This is a genomic window from Apolloniradiicaulis salifontis, assembly GCF_053756655.1.
In genome coordinates this window covers 2,256,953-2,274,922 of the sequence record NZ_CM132387.1, presented here as the reverse complement: position 1 = coordinate 2,274,922, position 17,970 = coordinate 2,256,953, and the positions used below count along the sequence as shown (strand labels likewise).

Annotated in this window: 14 protein-coding genes; 8 read left to right on the top strand and 6 right to left on the bottom strand. The window is 68.2% G+C overall.

Annotated elements, in window-relative coordinates; all coding sequences use genetic code 11:
- Positions 1-452 precede the first annotated feature (452 nt).
- Complete coding sequence (locus tag ACWCOP_RS10925) at positions 453-1,100, bottom strand: MarC family protein (protein ID WP_478248314.1); 648 nt, start codon at positions 1,098-1,100, stop codon at positions 453-455.
- Between the two features lie 210 nt (positions 1,101-1,310).
- Here ACWCOP_RS10925 and ACWCOP_RS10920 point away from each other — a divergent pair, with 210 nt between their 5' ends.
- Positions 1,311-1,553, top strand: coding sequence for a hypothetical protein (locus ACWCOP_RS10920; RefSeq protein ID WP_478248313.1), 243 nt, complete (start codon positions 1,311-1,313; stop codon positions 1,551-1,553).
- Between the two features lie 166 nt (positions 1,554-1,719).
- Here ACWCOP_RS10920 and ACWCOP_RS10915 read toward each other — a convergent pair whose 3' ends face one another.
- A complete protein-coding gene (locus tag ACWCOP_RS10915) occupies positions 1,720-2,694 on the bottom strand; it encodes a lysozyme inhibitor LprI family protein (protein WP_478248312.1) in 975 nt (324 codons plus the stop codon).
- 302 nt (positions 2,695-2,996) lie between these two features.
- On the opposite strand from ACWCOP_RS10915, the gene ACWCOP_RS10910 reads away from it, so the two are divergent.
- Together ACWCOP_RS10910 and ACWCOP_RS10905 are read left to right on the top strand one after the other, a co-directional pair.
- Positions 2,997-3,140, top strand: a complete 144-nt coding sequence (locus ACWCOP_RS10910) for a hypothetical protein (RefSeq protein ID WP_478248311.1) — start codon at positions 2,997-2,999, stop codon at positions 3,138-3,140.
- Positions 3,141-3,253: 113 nt separating this feature from the next.
- The gene (locus ACWCOP_RS10905; protein WP_478248310.1) at positions 3,254-3,790 is read left to right on the top strand and encodes a Dps family protein; all 537 of its coding nucleotides are present in this window, start codon (positions 3,254-3,256) and stop codon (positions 3,788-3,790) included.
- A 66-nt stretch (positions 3,791-3,856) separates the two neighbouring features.
- On the opposite strand, the gene ACWCOP_RS10900 is transcribed toward ACWCOP_RS10905, so the two are convergent.
- Positions 3,857-4,873: a 2'-deoxycytidine 5'-triphosphate deaminase gene (locus ACWCOP_RS10900; protein ID WP_478248309.1), complete on the bottom strand. Its 1,017-nt coding sequence runs from the start codon at positions 4,871-4,873 to the stop codon at positions 3,857-3,859.
- A gap of 163 nt (positions 4,874-5,036) precedes the next feature.
- Here ACWCOP_RS10900 and apaG point away from each other — a divergent pair, with 163 nt between their 5' ends.
- Both apaG and ACWCOP_RS10890 read left to right on the top strand, forming a co-directional pair.
- A complete protein-coding gene (gene apaG / locus ACWCOP_RS10895) occupies positions 5,037-5,441 on the top strand; it encodes a Co2+/Mg2+ efflux protein ApaG (protein ID WP_478248308.1) in 405 nt (134 codons plus the stop codon).
- Positions 5,442-5,460: 19 nt separating this feature from the next.
- A complete protein-coding gene (locus ACWCOP_RS10890) occupies positions 5,461-6,918 on the top strand; it encodes a TrkH family potassium uptake protein (protein WP_478248307.1) in 1,458 nt (485 codons plus the stop codon).
- A 232-nt stretch (positions 6,919-7,150) separates the two neighbouring features.
- Here the strand turns inward: ACWCOP_RS10890 and ubiG are convergent, their stop codons facing one another.
- On the bottom strand, positions 7,151-7,909 hold the full coding sequence (ubiG, locus tag ACWCOP_RS10885; RefSeq protein ID WP_478248306.1) for a bifunctional 2-polyprenyl-6-hydroxyphenol methylase/3-demethylubiquinol 3-O-methyltransferase UbiG: 759 nt from the start codon (positions 7,907-7,909) through the stop codon (positions 7,151-7,153).
- Positions 7,910-8,029: 120 nt separating this feature from the next.
- Here ubiG and ACWCOP_RS10880 point away from each other — a divergent pair, with 120 nt between their 5' ends.
- The 3 genes from ACWCOP_RS10880 (at position 8,030) to ACWCOP_RS10870 (ending at position 12,686) form a co-directional block, all read left to right on the top strand.
- A complete protein-coding gene (locus ACWCOP_RS10880) occupies positions 8,030-9,301 on the top strand; it encodes an aspartate kinase (RefSeq protein WP_478248305.1) in 1,272 nt (423 codons plus the stop codon).
- A gap of 104 nt (positions 9,302-9,405) precedes the next feature.
- Positions 9,406-11,724 carry a phosphoenolpyruvate--protein phosphotransferase gene (ptsP, locus tag ACWCOP_RS10875; protein WP_478248304.1) on the top strand — a complete coding sequence of 773 codons (2,319 nt, stop codon included), beginning with the start codon at positions 9,406-9,408 and terminating at the stop codon, positions 11,722-11,724.
- Between the two features lie 77 nt (positions 11,725-11,801).
- Complete coding sequence (locus ACWCOP_RS10870; RefSeq protein ID WP_478250682.1) at positions 11,802-12,686, top strand: helix-turn-helix domain-containing protein; 885 nt, start codon at positions 11,802-11,804, stop codon at positions 12,684-12,686.
- 111 nt (positions 12,687-12,797) lie between these two features.
- Here ACWCOP_RS10870 and ACWCOP_RS10865 read toward each other — a convergent pair whose 3' ends face one another.
- Positions 12,798-13,163: a response regulator transcription factor gene (locus ACWCOP_RS10865; RefSeq protein WP_478248303.1), complete on the bottom strand. Its 366-nt coding sequence runs from the start codon at positions 13,161-13,163 to the stop codon at positions 12,798-12,800.
- Positions 13,163-17,848, bottom strand: a complete 4,686-nt coding sequence (locus ACWCOP_RS10860; RefSeq protein ID WP_478248302.1) for a PAS domain-containing hybrid sensor histidine kinase/response regulator — start codon at positions 17,846-17,848, stop codon at positions 13,163-13,165. Before ACWCOP_RS10860 ends, ACWCOP_RS10865 begins: the two co-directional genes overlap by 1 nt.
- Positions 17,849-17,970: the final 122 nt, after the last annotated feature.

Below are 17,970 nucleotides of genomic sequence, written 5' to 3'. Positions count from 1 at the left end.
TATTCCCCCTCATCCTGAGGTGTGAGCCCCGGACTTGATCCGGGGCGAGCCTCGAAGGACCCCGCAGGATCAAGCGCGGTGCGTCCTTCGAGGCTTTTTGCTGACGCAAAAAGACTCCTCAGGATGAGGGATGTTGGTTGTTTAGGCGGAGGCGTGGCGCCGCCACACCCTTCCGCCTCGCGCTTCGCGCGGCGCGTTCGCCTGTTCGATCGATCCCCCGGATCGATCTCGGCAGGCTCACCCCCCATCAAGGGGGAGGACAGGCGCCGCGCCCTCATTTCGTTTCCGACACCCTCATCCTGAGGTGCGACCCCGGACTTGATCCGGGGGAGCCTTTAAAGGACCCGGCAGGATCAAGCGCGGTGCGTCCTTCGAGGCTTTTTTGCTGACGCAAAAAGACTCCTCAGGATGAGGGAGAGTGAGAGTTTCGGCTGGGGCTGGGCGCCGCCCCCCTAAATTCCCCCCACCGCCGCGCCGATGAGCCCCGAATTGCGCAGGCCGGTGATCACGAACTCCACCGCCAGGGCGGCCAGGATGATGCCCATGATGCGGATGGAGACCGTGCGCGCGCTCTGGCTGATCACCCGGTCGATGAGGGGCGCGATCATCAACGCCATGAACAACAGCCCGACCACGATCAAGAGCACGGCCCCGAAAAACCCGGCGCGCACCGGCGTTGTGACCTGTTCGGAGAAGATGATCAGCGTGGCGATGGTGCCGGGGCCCACCGTCATGGGGATGGTGAAGGGGTAGATTCCCGGATTGTCCACGCGCTCCATCTGGCCGCGCTCGCGCTCGGTGCCGGCGCTGGAGGTGTGGCGCGCGCCGCCGATCATGGTCAGGGCGATGCTGAACAGCAGGATGCCGCCGGCGATGCGGAAGCTGTCGATGGAGATGCCGAACAGGCCCAGCACATGGCGGCCCACCAGCGCCACCGCGACGCAGGCCACCAGGGTGGCGATCACCGCGGTGATCGCGGTGCGCCGGCGCGAGGCTTCGCTCTCGCCTTCAGTGAGGGAGAGGAACACCGGCATGGCCGCGATCGGGTTCAGCATCGCAAAGAAGGCGGCCAGAAACCGGTAGAAGAATTCGACGTCCATGGCGCTTAAGTCCGGAAATTAGGCCGCCCATGCGGCCTTGCGGCCCGTTTAGGCGCGTGCGCCGGGCCGGGCAAGCGTTGCGGCGAGCCCGTGCGCGCAGGGCGGGGATGCAAAATCGCCGGGCGGTGCGGGGTGGTTTGCGTGCGCCTGCATCAGCGCCGGATCCGGCGGGTCTGGACGGGGCGGGGCGCGGGCCTAACTCAATGGCCCATGAGCCTTGATCATCTGTTTCGCCAGATCACCCATCCGGTGGTCTGCACAAAGTGCGAGGCCGAGCATATGGCCGGACGCTCCGATGCGGCGAGCCTTCGCGACTACACCGCGCTGGAGGCGGGATTCACATCGCGCGGCCTGCAGATCTGGTGCCGGCGCCACGATTTGAATGTCTGCCATGTGGATTTTGAGGGCCGCCGGCTGGAGGCCGATTTTCGCTGCCTGGAAAAGAAGAGCTGAGGCGTAATTTTTCTGTTCGTCCTCGCGTCCGCTCTGCCGATCCGCCCCCTTACCCGTGTCCCGGGCGCCGGCGGGCGGGCAGGTGAGGCGGGCGTCCTTGCGGCCTTCTTCGGGTTCGATCCCGGCTCGCTGACCCGAACCCCGCCCCCAGACGACCATAATCGTCCTAGTAGCGTGTGGGACGCAGGCGCGCCTCGATGAAGGCCAGCGAGTCCATGACGCCGTAGAGCGAGAAGGTCGCCAGGCGATCCACGCCGCTCGTGTCCACATACTGCACGGTCAGGCGGCCGCCGCGGCGCATGTCGCGGATCAGCGCCTGTGTGGCGGTGGCGTCCGACAGCACGAACACGCCTTCGCCGTCGGCGCTGTAGCCCGAATAGGGGCGGAACACGACCGGGTTGCGGCCGTCCACCCGCACCGCAATGGCGCGCGCGGCGTTCACCGGCCACTGATTGGAGGTGAAGAGGACGTTGTAGCCCCCGCCGGCCGGCCGCGTGACCACGTCCAGACGATGGCTGGCGCTGCCCTGAGAGCCGGCGGTGGTGTAGGCGCCGCAAAGGCCCGCGCGCCGGCACTGGGCGGTCCAGTCGCGGAAGGTTTCCGTCTCCACCGCGCAGAAGCGGCCGACGCAGGGCTCGCCCGGTCCGGTGGGGCCGGCGTTGGGATCGATCTGGGTGGCCAGCTCGGTCAGGCGCGCGGTCTGCTGGCGCAGGAGCGAGACCCGGCAGCTGGTGGCCTGAAGCGCGCTGGAGGAATAGCTGCGGCCCAGCATGGCGCCTTCAAAATCGCACTGGAAATCGATGTAGGAGCGCCAGGTCTCGCGCGCAAAGCGCAGCGCCTCGGCCTCTTCGGCCTGCACGAAGGCGTCGGCCCGGTTGCGCACCAGATCGTCAAGCACGTCGATGGAGACCTCGTAGGCGCTTTCCGCCTCAAGCAGCAGGCGCGACAGACAGGCGCGCAATTCCAGATCGCCCTGGGTGCCGGTCTGGCACTCCTCCAGCGGCGTCTCCGCGTAATAGCCCGACCAGCGCGAATTGAACGGGTCCCACTGGGAGTCCCATTGCGAATTGTCCGCGATGGCCGGCGCGGCGGCGAACACGGCGGCGATGGCGGTGATGCGCACGGCTGCTGTCCAAGACATGATGAGTCCCTCTTAAAACCCCTTCAAACAGGCCTGACCGCCTTCGCCGGTTGAAGCGCCCCTGTCCCCGGCGCTCCGGCGCAGGCCCGTGGAATCGGCCCGTCACCTGTTAACCATAGCGCAGGAAAAGCGGCGAAAGTAGGCCTTGGTTAACGAATTGCGAATTTTCCCGGGGTCGCCGCGCCCGCGCCTGCATCCGGCGCTGCAAAGCCGAGCGGGGCGGGGAACCTGGAGCGGGGGCGCCTCGTTGTTGTGGGGAAAGCCGGGCCTGAGCGGCCTGGCGAGCAACAGGGAGGATTTGCATGACCGTCAAGGTCCGCAAGAACAAGGCCCGCGGGGGCGAACGTCGTTTCGATCAGGAGAAAGTCTTCGCCTGGTCCATCATTATAGGTGTGATCTCGCTGGGCGGCGTCACCGCCGCGGTGATGATCCTGCGCCCCTTCTAACGGCCGTCCGCCGACCGGCGCGGCCCAGGCCGTCGGCCGGGCGCGCATCCTGCGGCGCCTGACCTTCGGCCCTCCATCGTCCATTTACGAGCGCTTACCCAAGGAGGCTCACCATGAGTGACGCACTCAATTCCGATCTTCGATCCGAAGAAAACCCCCACATCTCCGTGGCGAATGCTGATTCGCGCAAGAAGCTTGCGGCCCGAATGGCTGCGGCCACCGCCGACACCTACATCCTGCTGGCCAAGACCCAAGGCTATCACTGGAATGTCACCGGCCCGCTCTTCGTCTCGATCCACGAGCTCACCGAAACGCAGTACCAGGATCTGTTCGAGGCGGCCGACGACCTCGCCGAGCGCATCCGCGCCCTGGGCGAAGCGTCGCCGGGCTCCTACAAGCGCTTTGCCGAGCTCTCCGCCGTCGACGAAGATGACGGCGAGCCCAAGAGCGCCAAGGCCATGGTCGAGGCGCTCGCCCATGATAACGAGCTGGTCGCCCGGCGCCTGAAGGCCGCCAGCGACGTGGCCGAGGAACTGGGCGACAAGGTGAGCGAGGACATGCTCATCGAGCGCATGCAGGTGCACGAGCAGAACGCCTGGATGCTGCGCGCCATCGTCGCCGACACCGACGGTCACGACAGCCGCCACTAGGGCGCGCGCAGACCACCATAAAAAAGAATCCGGGCTCCATCGCGGGGCCCGGATTTTTTGTGCGCGTCAGCCGCGCTTGAAATGCTTGGCGAGTTTCAGGCCCTGGGCCTGATAATTGGATCCGGCCGCGCCATAGGGCGTCTCCACCGGGCCGGCCATGGGTTCGTAGACCAGGCGCGCCACCGCCTGTCCGTGCTCCAGGATAAACGGCACGTCGCGCCCGCGCACCTCCAGCACGGCGCGCGATCCGGCGCCGCCGGCGGCCTCGACGCCGAATCCCGGATCGAAAAACCCGGCGTAATGGGCGCGAAACTCGCCGATTTCCGGCGCGATGGGCGCCATTTCTGCGGCCTCGGTCATCGGCACGCTCACCGCCTCGCGGCTGGCCAGGATGTAGAATTCGCCCGGATCCAGAACCATGCGGCCCAGCGCCGGCAGAGGCTCCCAGAACTGCGCCGGATCATGGGCGCCGGTCCCGGCCAGATCCACCAGCGGCGAATGGCGCTTGGCGCGGTAGCCGGCGATCCCGCCTTCGGTCTGAAGATCCACCGACAGCGTGATCGCCCGCAGCGCCTGGTGAGCGCCGGCGCGCAGGCGCACCTGCACCAGCCGGTCGCCGGGGCGCGCCAGCACCGAAAACGTGCGCGGCGCGATCTCCACATAAAGCGGCCCGCGATAGCCCTCGGGCAGCTGGTCAAAGGCGGTGGATCCGTCGCCGATGACGCGGGTGAAGACATCAAGGCGCCCGGTGGAGCTTTTGGGATTGGCCAGCGCCGAAATCCCGCCCGGCAGATCCAGATGCTCCTCCATCTCCGCGAGATACACGCAGCCGGTCTCCAGCACAGCCCCGCCGTCGAGATCGAGCTCGTGCATCACAAGATCGCTGGTCAGCCGCTCGGCCACGGTGCGGCCCGGCCCGGGAAGGAAGCTGGCGCGCATCCGCCAGACCCGCCGGCCCAGCCGCAGATCCAGGCTCGCCGGCTGGATCTGGCCCGGCGCCAGCCCCCGCCTTGTCCCGATCCATCCGGAAGCGGCCGCCTCCTGCAATGCGCGGTCGGGAAGAATGCCGGTGGAGCCAGTCATGAAAGCCTTTGAGGGAATCGCGGTCAGATGCGGCTGTGACTTTTCCAGCGCGGCGCCCGCGGAGTCCAGCGCGGGGCGCCTGTTTTCCTTGAGCGCCGACCCGGCTCAGTGTGAAGGTGGGGCGCTGACACCAAGACTCGGCAAGGCTCGGCGGAGAGCGATCATGTATGTGGAAGAGACCCAAGGCGTGGTGATCCGCGTCCAGCCCTCGTTTCTGGCTGAGGATTCCGACCCCGATGAGGGCCGCTATGTGTGGGCCTACACCGTGGAGATCGAGAACACCGGCGAGCAGGCTGTGCGGCTCCTGTCGCGCGAATGGCGCATCACCGACGCCATGAACCGCACCGAGATCGTGCGCGGCGACGGCGTCGTGGGCGAGCAGCCTCACCTGGAGCCGGGCGAGCGTTTCAGCTATACCTCCGGCGCGCCGCTGACGACGCCGTCGGGCTTCATGACCGGCGCCTATCTCATGGAGCGCGCCGACGGGGTGCGCTTTGATGCGGCGGTGCCCGCCTTCGCCCTGGACACCCCCGGCGGCGGCCCCCGGGCCTCCGGCGCGGTCCACTGACCCGGCCGGGCCGAACGGTTTGAGCGAATCTGCGCGCACCGTCCTGTTCGTGCTGGGCGTTCTGGTCGCCTCGCTGGGGGCGGCCATGCTCGTCCCGGCGATCGCCGACCTGCAGGACGACAGCCGCGCCGCCCATGCCTTTTTCGGCTCGGCGCTGGCGGCGCTGGCGGTGGGCGGTGTGATGGCCCTGTCCGGGCGGGGCTCGGGCAACCGGCTCACCGCGCGCGGCGCCATCATCCTCACCGGCGGCAGCTGGGCGGTGCTGGCGCTGGTGGCCGCGGTGCCGCTGAAACTCGCTTTGCCCTGGCTCAGCTGGACCGACGCCCTGTTCGAGGCGACCTCCGGCATCACCACCACCGGCGCCACCGTGCTCACCGGCCTCTCCGAGCTGCCGGCGGGGGTGCTGTTGTGGCGCTCCATCCTGCAATGGATCGGCGGGGTGGGGATCATCGTCACGGCCATGGCGATCTGGCCGCTTCTGGGCATTGGCGGCATGCAGCTTTTCCGCCTGGAAAGCTCCGACACCAGTGAGAAGGCGCTGCCGCGCGCGGGCCAGATCGCGGGCGCGGTGGGGCTGATCTATCTGGCGCTCACCTTCGCCTGCTTCATGGCGTATCTCGCGGCCGACATGACGGCCTTCGACGCCGTCAACCACGCCATGACCACGGTGGCCACCGGCGGCTTCTCCACCCGCGACGCCTCGCTGGGCGCCTTCACGGCGGGGGGCGCGGATCTGGTGGCGCTGGTCTTCATGGTGCTCGCGGGCCTTCCCTTCATGCTCTATGTGCGCGCTGCGCAGGGGCGCCCCGATCTCCTGCTTCTGGACAGCCAGGCGCGCACCTTCCTGCTGGTGGCGCTGGCCGCGGCGACCCTGCTGACGCTCTATCTGGTGACCAGCGATCCCCACGCCGCCGGCGGATTGCCGGCCTGGCGCCTGGCCGCGGTGAACGCGGTGTCGGTGCTCACCGGCACGGGATACGCCTCCACCGATTTTTACGCCTGGGGCGGCGGCGCGGCGGCGATCTTCTTCGTGCTGATGTTCATCGGCGGGTGCGCGGGCTCCACCACCTGCTCGGTGAAGATCTTCCGCTACCAGATCGCGGCCTCGGCGATGAAAGCCTATATCGCCCAGTACGCCCGGCCCCATGCTGTCAAACCTGTGCGCTACCGCAATCAGGTCGTGCCCGACGAGACGGTGCGCTCGGTGCTGGGCTTTTTCTTTCTGTTCTTCGCCACCTTCGCGGTGTCCGCTTCACTCTTGTCTTTTCTGGGCCTGGACACGGTCACGGCCGTGTCCGGCGCGGCCACGACGCTGGCCAATGTGGGCCCGGGCCTGGGCCCCGTCATCGGCCCGGCGGGCACCTTCCAGCCCCTGCCCGAAGCCGCCAAATGGGTGATGACCGCCAACATGCTCATCGGCCGGCTGGAGATCATGGTCATGCTTGTGATGCTCGCCCCGGGCTTCTGGCGGCGGTGAGGGGGCTGATACGCCCCTTGGTGGCGAGAGCCTGCCGAGATCGATCACGCCCTCAACCCCCCTCATCCTGAGGAGTCTTTTTGCGATGCAAAAAGCCTCGAAGGACGCACCGCGCTTGATCCTGCGGGTCCTTCGAGGCTCGCCCCGGATCAAGTCCGGGGCTCGCACCTCAGGATGAGGGTGTGGGATAGCTGAATGGCGCTGGATCGAACCAGCGAACACCCACCCCCGCCTACTTCGCCGCCGCCATGAGATAGTTCACGCCGGCGTCTCCGGAGATGAAGAAGCGGTCTTTCAAAGGGTTGTAGCTGACGCCCACGGGGGCGCGCACGCTGAGGCCTTCGGCTTCCAGGGCGGCGCGGGCCTCTTCGGGTTTCACCAGTTTTTCAAACTGGTGGGTGCCGCGCGGCAGCCAGCCCAGCACGTATTCGGCGCCGAAAATCGCCGTGGCGAAGGCGCGGGCCGTGCGGTTGATCGTGCCCACGATCATCATGCCGCCGGGCTTGGCGAGCTTGGCGCAGTCGCGCAGGAAGGCCTGCGGGTCGGCCACATGCTCCACCACTTCCAGATTGAGCACCACGTCGAACTGGCCCGGCCCGCCGGCTTCCAGAAGCTGCTCGGCGGTGCCGTGGCGGTAATCGATGGTGAGGCCGCATTCCTCGGCGTGCACCAAAGCGGTCTTGATGTTGGGCTCGGCGGCGTCGACGCCGGTGACCGAGGCGCCAAGGCGCGCCATGGGCTCGGAGACGAGCCCGCCGCCGCAACCGATATCGAGAAGTTTCAGGCCCTTGAGCGGCTCTGGACCGTCGGTGCGGAAGTGCGCGGCCAGCGTCTCGCGGATATAGGTCAGGCGCGACGGATTGAATTTGTGCAGCGGCGCGAACTTGCTGTCCGGATCCCACCAGTCGGCGGCCATTTTGGAGAATTTCTCCACCTCGGCCGGGTCGATGGACGGGGTGGAGAGGCGTTGCGGTGCGGCGGCCTGGGCCATGGGGCGCTCCTTGAGGGTGCGGCGCGTTTGCGTGGCGCGCGCCAGTTCTCTAACTAACGCAGCGCAATATGGTCTCAAGGTCGGCTTGAGGCGAGCCTTGAAAGCGCAAGCGGTGAGAGTTTGAGCGAGACGTCGGGCGATATGGCGGGCGACAAGGCGCGCGGCGGCGTGCCGCTGGTGCTGAAATTCGGCGGCACCTCCATGGGCGACCCTGCGCGCATCGCCCACAGCGCGGCCATCGTGGCGCGTGAGGCGCGCGCGGGCCGCAAGGTCGCGGTCGTCGTCAGCGCCATGGCCGGCGAGACCGACCGGCTTTTAAAGCTGGCCGAGGCGCTGGGCGGCGGGCTTGGCGAGATGGAGACCGACACGGTTCTGGCCGCCGGCGAGCAGGCGAGCGCCGCCCTGATGGCGCTGGCGCTGAAGAAAGAGGGCCTGGACGCCCAGGCCGTCATGGGCTGGGCGCTGCCCATCCATGTGGAGGGGCCGCCGGGATCAGCGCGCATCTGCGCCATCAACGCCGAGCCGCTGGAAGCCATGCTGGCCGGGTCGATCATCCCTGTGGTCGCCGGCTATCAGGGCGTCAATTCCGACGGGCGCCTCGCCACGCTGGGCCGGGGCGGCACCGACCTCACGGCGGTGGCGGTGGCCGCGGCGATACGCGGCGAATGCGACATATACACCGATGTGGACGGGGTCTTCACCACCGATCCGCGCCTGGCGCCGGAGGCTGTGCGCGTGGAGCGCATCAGTCATGACGTGATGCTGGAGCTCGCCGCCATGGGAGCGAAAGTCCTGCAGACGCGCTCGGTGGAGTACGCCAAGGCCAAGCGGGTGCGCCTGCGGGTGCGCTCCAGCTTTGAGGCGCCGGGAATGAGCGCCGGCACCGAAGTGGTCGAAGACGCCGCCATCGCCGAGCGCCGCGTGGTCTCCGGCGTGGCCTATGTGCGCGATCAGGCGCGCCTGTCGCTCAATGGCGGCGAGGGCGCGGCGCCGGCGGAAGCCCTGTTCGGGGCGCTGGCCGGCGCCGGCGTGGCGGTGGACATGATCGTTCAGGCGCGCACGGCGGCCGGGGGCGACGTGGTGGAGTGCTCGGTGGCCGGCAAGGATCTGCCGCGCGCGCTTCATGTGGCCGAGGATCTGGGCGCGCCGGGGGTGATGATCCGCTCTGAGACCGGGCTGGCGAAAGTCTCGGTGGTGGGCACCGGCCTTCGCGGCCGGGCCGACGTGGCGCGCACGCTTTACGGCGTGCTGGCGCGCGAGGGCGTGGCGGTGCGCATGGTGGCCACCAGCGAGATCAAGATCTCGGTTCTGGTGGACGGCGACCTTCTGGAACGCGCGGTGAGGGCGCTCCACGGCGCCTACCGGCTGACTGCGGTCAATTCCAGGGCTTGACGCCGGCGCGCTCGCGCGCGCTCTCTGCGCCGGTTACAATGCAGGTTCGACGACTTGTTCACCGGCCCTGATCAGCCCCCCTTGTAAGGATCTCGAGCCGCTCCATGACGCCGCCTGACACCCTGTCTCCCGCCGTGCGCGGTCCGCGCCGCCTGCTTTCGCGCATCCGCGATCTCATGGCGATGCAGGAGGACGCGCAGGCGCGCCTGGACAAGCTCACCGACATCATCGCCGAGGAGACCGGCTCGGACGTGTGTTCGATCTATCTGGTGCGCCCGTCCGGCGCGCTGGAGCTGTCGGCGACCCACGGTCTGAAGGCCGAAGCGGTGCACACCGTGCGCCTGCGCGCCGGCGAGGGTCTGGTGGGTCTGGTGGCGCGGCGCGCGCGGCCGTTCGCCGCCGAGGACGCGCCGTCCCATCCCAATTTCTCCTACCGGCCTGAAACCGGCGAGGAGCCGTTCAAGAGCTTTGTCGGCGTGCCGATTCTGCGCGGCGGGCGGCTTGTGGGCGTGCTCACCGCCCAGACCATGGCCATGCGCCCCTCCACCGAGGAGGAGCTGGAGACGCTGCAGACCGTGGCCATGCTGCTGGCCGAGATCGTGGTGTCGGGCGATCTTGTGGGCGCGGCGGCGTTTTCCGGGCTCGAGCTGCGCCTGTCGAAACCGGAGCGCTTCCAGGGTCTGGCGCTGTCGGGGGGCCTGGCCAAGGGGGTCGCGGTCAAGCACGAGCCCCATGTGCGCGCCACGCGCATGGTCGCTGAAGACGCCGAGGTCGAGGAGACGCGCCTGTCCGACGCGGTGGCGCGCCTTCGCCGGTCGGTGGACATGCTGCTGGATTCAGGGCGCGTGCCCGCCGGCACGCCCTCGCGGGAGGTTCTGGAAGCCTATCGCATGTTCGCCCATGATCGCGGCTGGATCGACAGCCTGCGCGAAGCGGTGCGAGCCGGCCTCACCGCCGAGGCCGCCGTGGAGCGGGTGCGCAACGAGCACCGCGCCCGCCTGATGAAGGCCCGCGACGTGCATTTCCGCGAGCGCCTGCACGATCTGGAGGATCTCGCCAACCGTCTCTTGCGCCATCTGGCGCGCTCTGAAGACGCCGGCGCCAATCCCCTGCCGGAGAACGCGATCCTCATCGCGCGCAGCGTCGGTCCGGCCGAGCTTCTTGATTTCGACCGCTCCAAGCTGAAGGGCGTGGCGCTGGAGGAGGGCAGCTCCACAAGCCACGCCGCCATCGTCGCCAAGGCGCTGGGCATCCCCATGGTGGGCCGGGTGGAGGGTGCGCTGGACCGAATCGAGGATGGCGATCCGGTGATCCTGGACGCAGAGTTCGGCCTTCTGCACGCCCGCCCCACCGCCGACGTCGCCGACACCTATGACGAGCGCATCGAGAGCCTGGCCGCGCGCCGGCGCGCCTACGCCGATCTCAGCGCCGCGCCGGCGACCACCAGGGACGGCGTGCGCATGCACCTGTCCATGAACGCCGGCCTCTTGGTGGAGCTCTCCCACCTGCAGGACAGCGGCGCGGAAGGCGTGGGGCTGTTTCGCACCGAGTTCCAGTTCATGGTCGCCGACACCCTGCCGCGCCTGCAGGCCCAGTGCGATCTCTACAACGCGGTGTTCGAGGCGGCCGGCGACCGGCCGGTGGTGTTTCGAACCCTGGATCTGGGCGGCGACAAGGTGACGCCCTACACCCCCTCCATGCGCGAGGCGAACCCGGCGCTGGGCTGGCGGGCCTTGCGCATGGGGCTCGATCGCCCCGGCCTCACCCGCTATCAGCTGCGCGCCCTGGTGCGCGCGGGCCGCGACCGTTATCTCAACGTGCTGTTCCCGCTTGTGACCTGCCCCTCAGAGCTCGCCCGCGCCAAGGACATGCTCGAGCACGAGGTGGAGTATGCGCAGGCTCACGGCCATGGCCGGCCCGCAAGCGTGCGGCTGGGCTTCATGCTGGAGACGCCGGCGATCGCGTTTTCGCCGGACGCCTGTCTTGAGATGGCCGACTTCGTGTCGCTCGGCGCCAATGACCTGATGCAGTACTTCTTCGCCGCCGACCGGCAGAACCCCAAGGTCTCCGACCGCTATGATCCCATCAGCACGCCGTCGCTGAAAATGTTCAAGCAGGTGCGCGAAGCCTGCGACCGTCACGGCAAGCCGATCAATGTCTGCGGCGAGCTGGCCGGGCGGCCCATGGAGGCCTGCGTCCTGGCGGCGCTGGGCTATCGCACCCTGTCCATGGCGGCCGGCTCCATCGGTCCGGTCAAGCGCGCCCTTTCGGGGTGCGATCTGTCGAAACTCGGCCCCTTCCTCGAAGACGCCATGGCAAAGGGCGACGATCCGCGCGGCCCCGGATTGCGGGCGCGCCTCATTGAGGCTGGCGAAAAAACCGGGTTACCGCCGGAATGTGTTGATAAAATCAAAAGCATTTGATTGAATGATGTTGCAGTGCGGCAGGGCGGCCACACTCACTGAGGAAGCGCCCGTGAGGCGCTTGAAGCTTGACCCATATGACGACGAGCAAGCCGGAACACGACCGGACGGACGAGGATTATGTGCCTGTAGACGCAGTGCTTTCTGACGCTGCGTCCCGGTCCGCCGACGACGCCGACCTGTCGCTGGGCGAGCGCCTGCGCAAGGCGCGCACCCGCGCCGGCCTGACCCTTGATTCGGCGTCGGCGCGCACAAGGATCAAGCGCGATTATCTTGAGGGTCTGGAATTCATGGACCCGCGTGCGCTGCCTTCGCGCACCTATGCGGTGGGATATCTGCGCACCTATGCCCGGTTTCTCGAGCTCGACGCGGATTCCTGCGTCGCCAGGTTCAAGGCGGAAATGGAAGTGGACGCGGGCCGCGCCACCCCCACCGCGCCCCAGGAACGCAGCGAGCTTCGCCTGCCGCGCGGCGCGTTCGGCGCGGTGTTGATCCTGGGCGGGGTGATCGCCGCGGCCGGCTGGTACGGCAATTACATCTCGCGCAGCGACGTGAGCAGCACGGTCAGCGCGCCCCTGGATACGCTCATGGCCGCCGAAGCGCCGCTGGTCGCCATGAACCAGCGCCCGGCGCCGCGTCTTGAGCGCATCTGGTCGGGCCTGCCCAGCACCAACAGCGCGGGCGGCCTGGTTCTGGAAGCGGCCACCCCGGCCTATCTGGAGGTGCGCGACGCTTCGGGCCGCATCCTCATCGCCCGCGATCTGGACGCCGGCGAGGTGTATCGCGCCCCTGACGAGCCCGGCCTGACGGTGTCCACCTCCGACGCCGGCGCAGTTCTGGTGCGCGCGGGCGGCCGGGCGCTGGGCGCCCTTGGCGAGCCCGGCGTGGCGGTGGACAATATTTCTGCGGCTGAATTCGTAATCGCCTCCCTGCGCGCCGAAAGCGCCGACGCGGGCGGCTGAACGGCGCCTCCAGCTCAACAGGCCTTCCAGGCCGCTTCACGCGTCTCCCGGTCCGCCATCGCCTCACGCAGCCGTCCATGGGCGCGAGGCGGGCGGCGCGTTTGCCCCTCGTCAGGCGAGGGCGCGCGCGAGCACCGCTTCGAGGGCTTCGGGCGTCAGCAGGTCGCTCTTGCTCACCGGTCCGAACAATACGACGCCCGGCGGCGAAGGCGGCGGCGCCTCCTCGGTGTAGGCGCTGATCAGCACCACCGGCCCACGCCAGCCCGTGGCGGCCAGCGCCGGCACGCCTTCGGCGAAGCTGTCATGGGGCGGGAGGCGGCGATCCAGCATCACCAGATCGGCGTCCGGCATGGCGGCGCCGAAGACGGCGAGGCTGCGTGAATGCACCAGCGTGTGACCGTCCCGGCCGAGCTCCAGCATGTCGCCCAGGATCATCGCCTCGGTGGCGTCGTCGTCAATCAGGGCGATTCGAGCCATCAGGAAGCCTCTCTTGATCGCCGGGCGAGGCTGGCGAGGGTTCGCCGCAGGTTTTCCGCGTCGATGGGCTTTACGAAGAACCCGTTCGCACCCAGCGCCCGTGTCTCTTCAAAAGCGTCCGGCGTGGCGTCGGCGGACACAATGTAGATGGGAAGATCGTGCGCGCCAGCCTCGCCGCCGCGAATGCGCGCCAGCGTCTCCTTGCCGTCCATGCCGGGCATGTGAAGGTCCATCAGCACCACGTCCACCGGCCGGGCGCGCAGCGCGGCCAGCGCGGCCTCGCCGGTCTCTGCGGTCTCGCACCCGTGGCCCGCCTGGGTCACCAACTCGGCGGTCACCGCGCGATTGACCGGGTGGTCCTCCACCACCAGCACGCGCAGGGGAGGCGCGTTCGGGTCCGGCGTCCAATCCGTTGTCTCCCCAGCGGATGAGCCGGCGTCACGCGCCACCGTGGGGGCGGGCAGTTCGATCCAGAAGCACGCGCCCTGGCCGGGCCGCGAGCGCACGCCGGCGACGCCTCCGGCCAGCTTGGCCAGATCGCGCACGATCGCCAGCCCCAGCCCCGTGCCCTGATGGGTGCGGCTCGCCGACATGTCCGCCTGGGTGAAGCGTTCAAACACCGCCTCATGCATGTCTTCGGGAACGCCGGGACCGTCATCATCCACTTCAATGCGCAGGACGCCGTGGGACGGGCGCGTGGCGGTGACCCGCACGCCGCCGCTCTCGGTGAATTTCACCGCATTGCCGATGAGATTGGCCGCCATCTGCGCCACCCGGCGCGGATCGAGGCGCACCGGCTTCGCCAGATCGCCGCTTATGGTCAGGCTCAGGTCCACCTGCTTTTCCGCCGCAAGAGCGCGCGAGGGCGCGGCGGCCTGTTCAAGAATATCCGCCACAAGCGCCGGCTCGGCCTTCAGCGCAAGCTTGCCCGCTTCGATGCGCGAAATGTCCAGCACGTCCTCGATCACATCGCTGAGCGAGCGGCCCGAGGCCTTGATGGTCTTCACATAGCGCTGCTGGCGCGGGTCCAGCTCGGTGCGCTCCAGCAATTGAACCACGCCCAGAACCCCGTTCAGCGGCGTGCGGATTTCATGGCTCATGGTGGCCAGAAACTGCGATTTGGCTTCATTGGCCTTGCCGGCCGCTTCGGCGGACTTGCGCAGCAGCGCTTCTGTGGCTTTCACGCCGCTCAGATCCTGAACGATCCCGATCATCCTCAGAACGGATCCGTCGGGGGCGCGCTCGGCCACCCCCACATCGGCGCGCACCCACACGCTGGCGCCGTCCGGACGCACGATGCGGTGCTCATTGCGCACCGTGGTGCGCTCGCCCTTGTGCAGCTTTGCAAGATCCGCATTCACGCGGGCCGCGTCCTCGCGATGGGCGAAGCCCTTTATGTCCTCGAACGGCCGCGGCCGCCCGGCGAGATCGGGCGCGCCGAGCAGATCAGCCAGGGTGGGATCAATACTGACAGTGCCCGAGGCCGCGTCATACTCCCAGACGCCCAGATGGGCCGCCTCCAGTGCAAGCTGGGCGCGCTGGCCGGCGAGGCGCGCCTTGGCCTCGGTCGCGAACTCCTCTGTGACGTCGATAACCGAACCGCACAGGCGGACGGGCCGGCCTGCCGGGTCGCGCAACACGCCGGCGCGCGAGCGCAGATGACGATAGCCCCCATCGGCGTGGCGCACCCGCATCACCATGTCCAGCGGCGCACCGGTTTCAATGGCGGTGTGGGTCTGGGCCAGTGAGGCGTCGCGATCCTCTGGGTGAATGCGCGCCAGAAAGTCGTTCAGATGTTCTGTCCGCTCGGCGGCGCCGAGGCCGAGCATGTCGCCCAGCGGAGCCGACCAGTAGAGGTCGCCGGTATCCAGATTCTGGTCCCAGATCGCGGTCAGGGCGCCGGAGACGGCCAGGTCATAGCGTTGCTTGGCTTCGAACAACTCCATTTCAGCGGTCTTGCGTTCAGTACGGTCTTCAAACACGCCTATGATACGGCGCGGTTTGCCGTCCGCCCCGCTCTCGACGACGCTGATGCAGCCGCCCACCCAGATGATTGAGCCGTCGGGACGCACTGCGCGGTGTTCGAACTCCGTCCTTTCGATCCGGCCGGTCTCCAGGTCGCAGACCTTGGCTTCGGACATGGCCCGATCCTCTTCGTGGACGTAGCGAACCCGATTGGAAGAGGGCCCTGGCGCTTTGGCCAGCCACGGCCGCCCTAGGATTTCGGCGTACCGCGCATCCGCCGTCATCACGCCGGACGCCAGATCCCAGTCCCAGATCCCCAGGCGGGCTGCTTCCAGGGCGGTGTCCGCACGGGCGCCGGCCATGACTTCGCCGCTGATATCGCTGAGCGATCCGCATACGCGCACCGGCGCGCCGCTGTCGTCGCGCAGCACGCCGCCGCGTGAGCGTACGGTGGCGTAGCCGCCGTCAGCGCGGCGCAGGCGCGTAATCTGATCATACGGGGCGTCGTCATTCACCAGCGCCCAGAACGCCTGTGCGATCGTCTCGCGATCGTCGGGGTGAATGCGGGCGACGAAGGTCTCTGCGTCCTCATGACCCTCTTTCAGGCCGAGCCCCAGGATTTCCCCCATGCGAGCCGACCAGTATACTGCGCCGTTGGTCAGATTTTGCTCCCAGATCGCCGTGTGCGACGCGCCCACGGCCAGATCATAGCGCTCATTGGCGCGGGCGAGATCGCGCTCCACCTGCTTGCGCGCCGTGTGGTCGATCATCACGCCGGACATAAGGGTGGGAACGCCGTATTCATCGCGCCGCGTCACGACCGCCACCATTTCCGCCCATACCGTCGAACCGTCCTGGCGCACCATGCGGAATTCCGCCTCAAAGCGGTCTGCGCCGCTTTCGATCAGGGTGCGCTGGCGGGCTTCCAGGGCGATCCGGTCCTCATGATGAACCAGTCCCATGGCGTGATCAAAACTGATCTCGTGCCGGTCCGGCTCGCCGATCAAACGGGCGAAGTTTTCATCGCCGCGCATGCTTCGCGCCACAAGATCGAGCTCCACCGGACCGATTCCGGCATGGCGGGCGGCCAGGCTTATCTTCGCCACCGCCTCGGCGGCGGTGCGTTCGGCGGTCTGCTCTGCAGTCAGATCCAGAATCGATCCGGCCATGCGGACCGCGCGGCCCGACGCGTCGCGCACGCTGGCGCCGCGCGAATGGACAGGGACCCATCGCCCCGAGCTGTGGCGCAACCGGAATTTGAGATCATAGGTCGCGCCGGTCTTCATATGCTTCCCCAGCCCCGCCTGGACCCGCGCCTTGTCTTCCGGGTGGAGCCGCTCTGTGAAGAATGTGCGCCGCTCGAAAAAATTCACCTTCTCAAGGCCGAGCATGCAGAACAACGCGTCCGACCAGACCAGCTCGTCGGTCTCGATATTCCAGTCCCAGATCGCGATCCCCGACCCGTTCACCGCCAGCTCATAGCGCTCCTTGGCTTCGGCGAGCGCCAGTTCGGTCTGCTTGGCTTCGGTGCGGTCCACGACCACGCCGACAATGACCGGCGCGCCGCTGCTTTTGTGCTCGCGCACGCCGGCGTGAGCGCGCACCCAGACTGTGCGCCCTGATGGAACCCGCAGGCGGTGATCGGACCGGAAAATATGCGTGCGGTTTTCCAGCACCGCGTCCATCTCCCGCTCCACCAGGGCGCGGTCCTCGGGGTGGACTGCGCCAAGCACCCTCTTGCGGGAGAGCGGGACGCCCTCCAGCTCGGGCTGCTCTAAAAGCGCGGCGAAGCGGGCGTCCAGGGTGATGATTTCGGTCTCGCTGTCCCAGCGCCAGGCCGCCAGCCCGGCCGCGGCCAGAGCCACGCCGGAAAATTCGCCGGCCTCGCGGACCTGGGCTTCGCGCTCGATTTCGCGGCTGATGTCGATCTGCACGCCCACCATGCGCTGCGGGGCGCCGTCGGCGTCCCGGATCACCTGTCCGGTGGAGCGGATCGTGGCGTAGCCGCCGTCTTCGCGCTGCAGGCGGAACACGCAGTGATAGGGCTCGCGGCCCGCAAGCGCCGCTTCCACGGCGGGGAGCACGGCGTCGCGATCATCGTTGTGGATGCGGCTGCGAAACAGCTCGAAATCGGGCACGGTGGACAAGGGAAGGCCCAGCATCGTCTTCAGCGAGTCGCTCCACCACAGCGCGCCGGTGGCGATGTCCCAGTCCCAGACCGCTGCGTCGCTGCCGGTGAGCGCAAGTTCGGCGCGTTCGGCCAGGCGGTCGCGCTCGACCTTGGCGCGTTCGGCGACCACCATGGCGGCCAGCGTTGCGGCCAGCGGCTCCAGCTCGTCCACCAGCGACGGCGTGTATCCGTCGTCCCGCCCGGACAGGCCTGCAAGCCCGATCGTCTCGCCGCCATAGCGCAGCGTCAGCTCCAGCGCCGCCTGCCCGTGCGCGGCGGCGTCGTCGCTCATACCAATCACCGCCAGTGTGTTGAGAGCGGCGGCGCCGTCCTTGCCGGTGCGGGTTTCGGCGATGAAGCCGGACGTGGAGGCGGTGGCGTCCAGCAGCACGTCCAGCGCCCGGGCGAAGCCGGAGCGCAGATCAGACTCGCCGGCGATGACCGCCGACTGCAGCCGCGTGATCGCCTCCAGGATGCGGCCACGCCGGGCCCCGGCGCTTTCACGGGCGCTGTCATCGGCCTTGTGGTCAGCCTCGTCGCGCCTGCTCATCGTGCTCTTGCGTCCCGCGGTTAAAGTCAGTGCTCACAGTGTGACGAGTCGGCGCTTAAGGTCACGTAAAGGGGAGTGCGCCGTCACCCCGCTTTCGCATCGGCAAAAGGCGCGCTATATGC

Coding starts and splice junctions, on each gene's coding strand:
- ACWCOP_RS10925 (WP_478248314.1), bottom strand. CDS start 1,100: ATGGACGTCGAATTCTTCTACCGGTTTCTGGCCGCCTTCTTTGCGATG.
- ACWCOP_RS10920 (WP_478248313.1), top strand. CDS start 1,311: ATGAGCCTTGATCATCTGTTTCGCCAGATCACCCATCCGGTGGTCTGC.
- ACWCOP_RS10915 (WP_478248312.1), bottom strand. CDS start 2,694: ATGTCTTGGACAGCAGCCGTGCGCATCACCGCCATCGCCGCCGTGTTC.
- ACWCOP_RS10910 (WP_478248311.1), top strand. CDS start 2,997: ATGACCGTCAAGGTCCGCAAGAACAAGGCCCGCGGGGGCGAACGTCGT.
- ACWCOP_RS10905 (WP_478248310.1), top strand. CDS start 3,254: ATGAGTGACGCACTCAATTCCGATCTTCGATCCGAAGAAAACCCCCAC.
- ACWCOP_RS10900 (WP_478248309.1), bottom strand. CDS start 4,873: ATGACTGGCTCCACCGGCATTCTTCCCGACCGCGCATTGCAGGAGGCG.
- apaG (WP_478248308.1), top strand. CDS start 5,037: ATGTATGTGGAAGAGACCCAAGGCGTGGTGATCCGCGTCCAGCCCTCG.
- ubiG (WP_478248306.1), bottom strand. CDS start 7,909: ATGGCCCAGGCCGCCGCACCGCAACGCCTCTCCACCCCGTCCATCGAC.
- ptsP (WP_478248304.1), top strand. CDS start 9,406: ATGACGCCGCCTGACACCCTGTCTCCCGCCGTGCGCGGTCCGCGCCGC.
- ACWCOP_RS10870 (WP_478250682.1), top strand. CDS start 11,802: ATGACGACGAGCAAGCCGGAACACGACCGGACGGACGAGGATTATGTG.
- ACWCOP_RS10865 (WP_478248303.1), bottom strand. CDS start 13,163: ATGGCTCGAATCGCCCTGATTGACGACGACGCCACCGAGGCGATGATC.
- ACWCOP_RS10860 (WP_478248302.1), bottom strand. CDS start 17,848: ATGAGCAGGCGCGACGAGGCTGACCACAAGGCCGATGACAGCGCCCGT.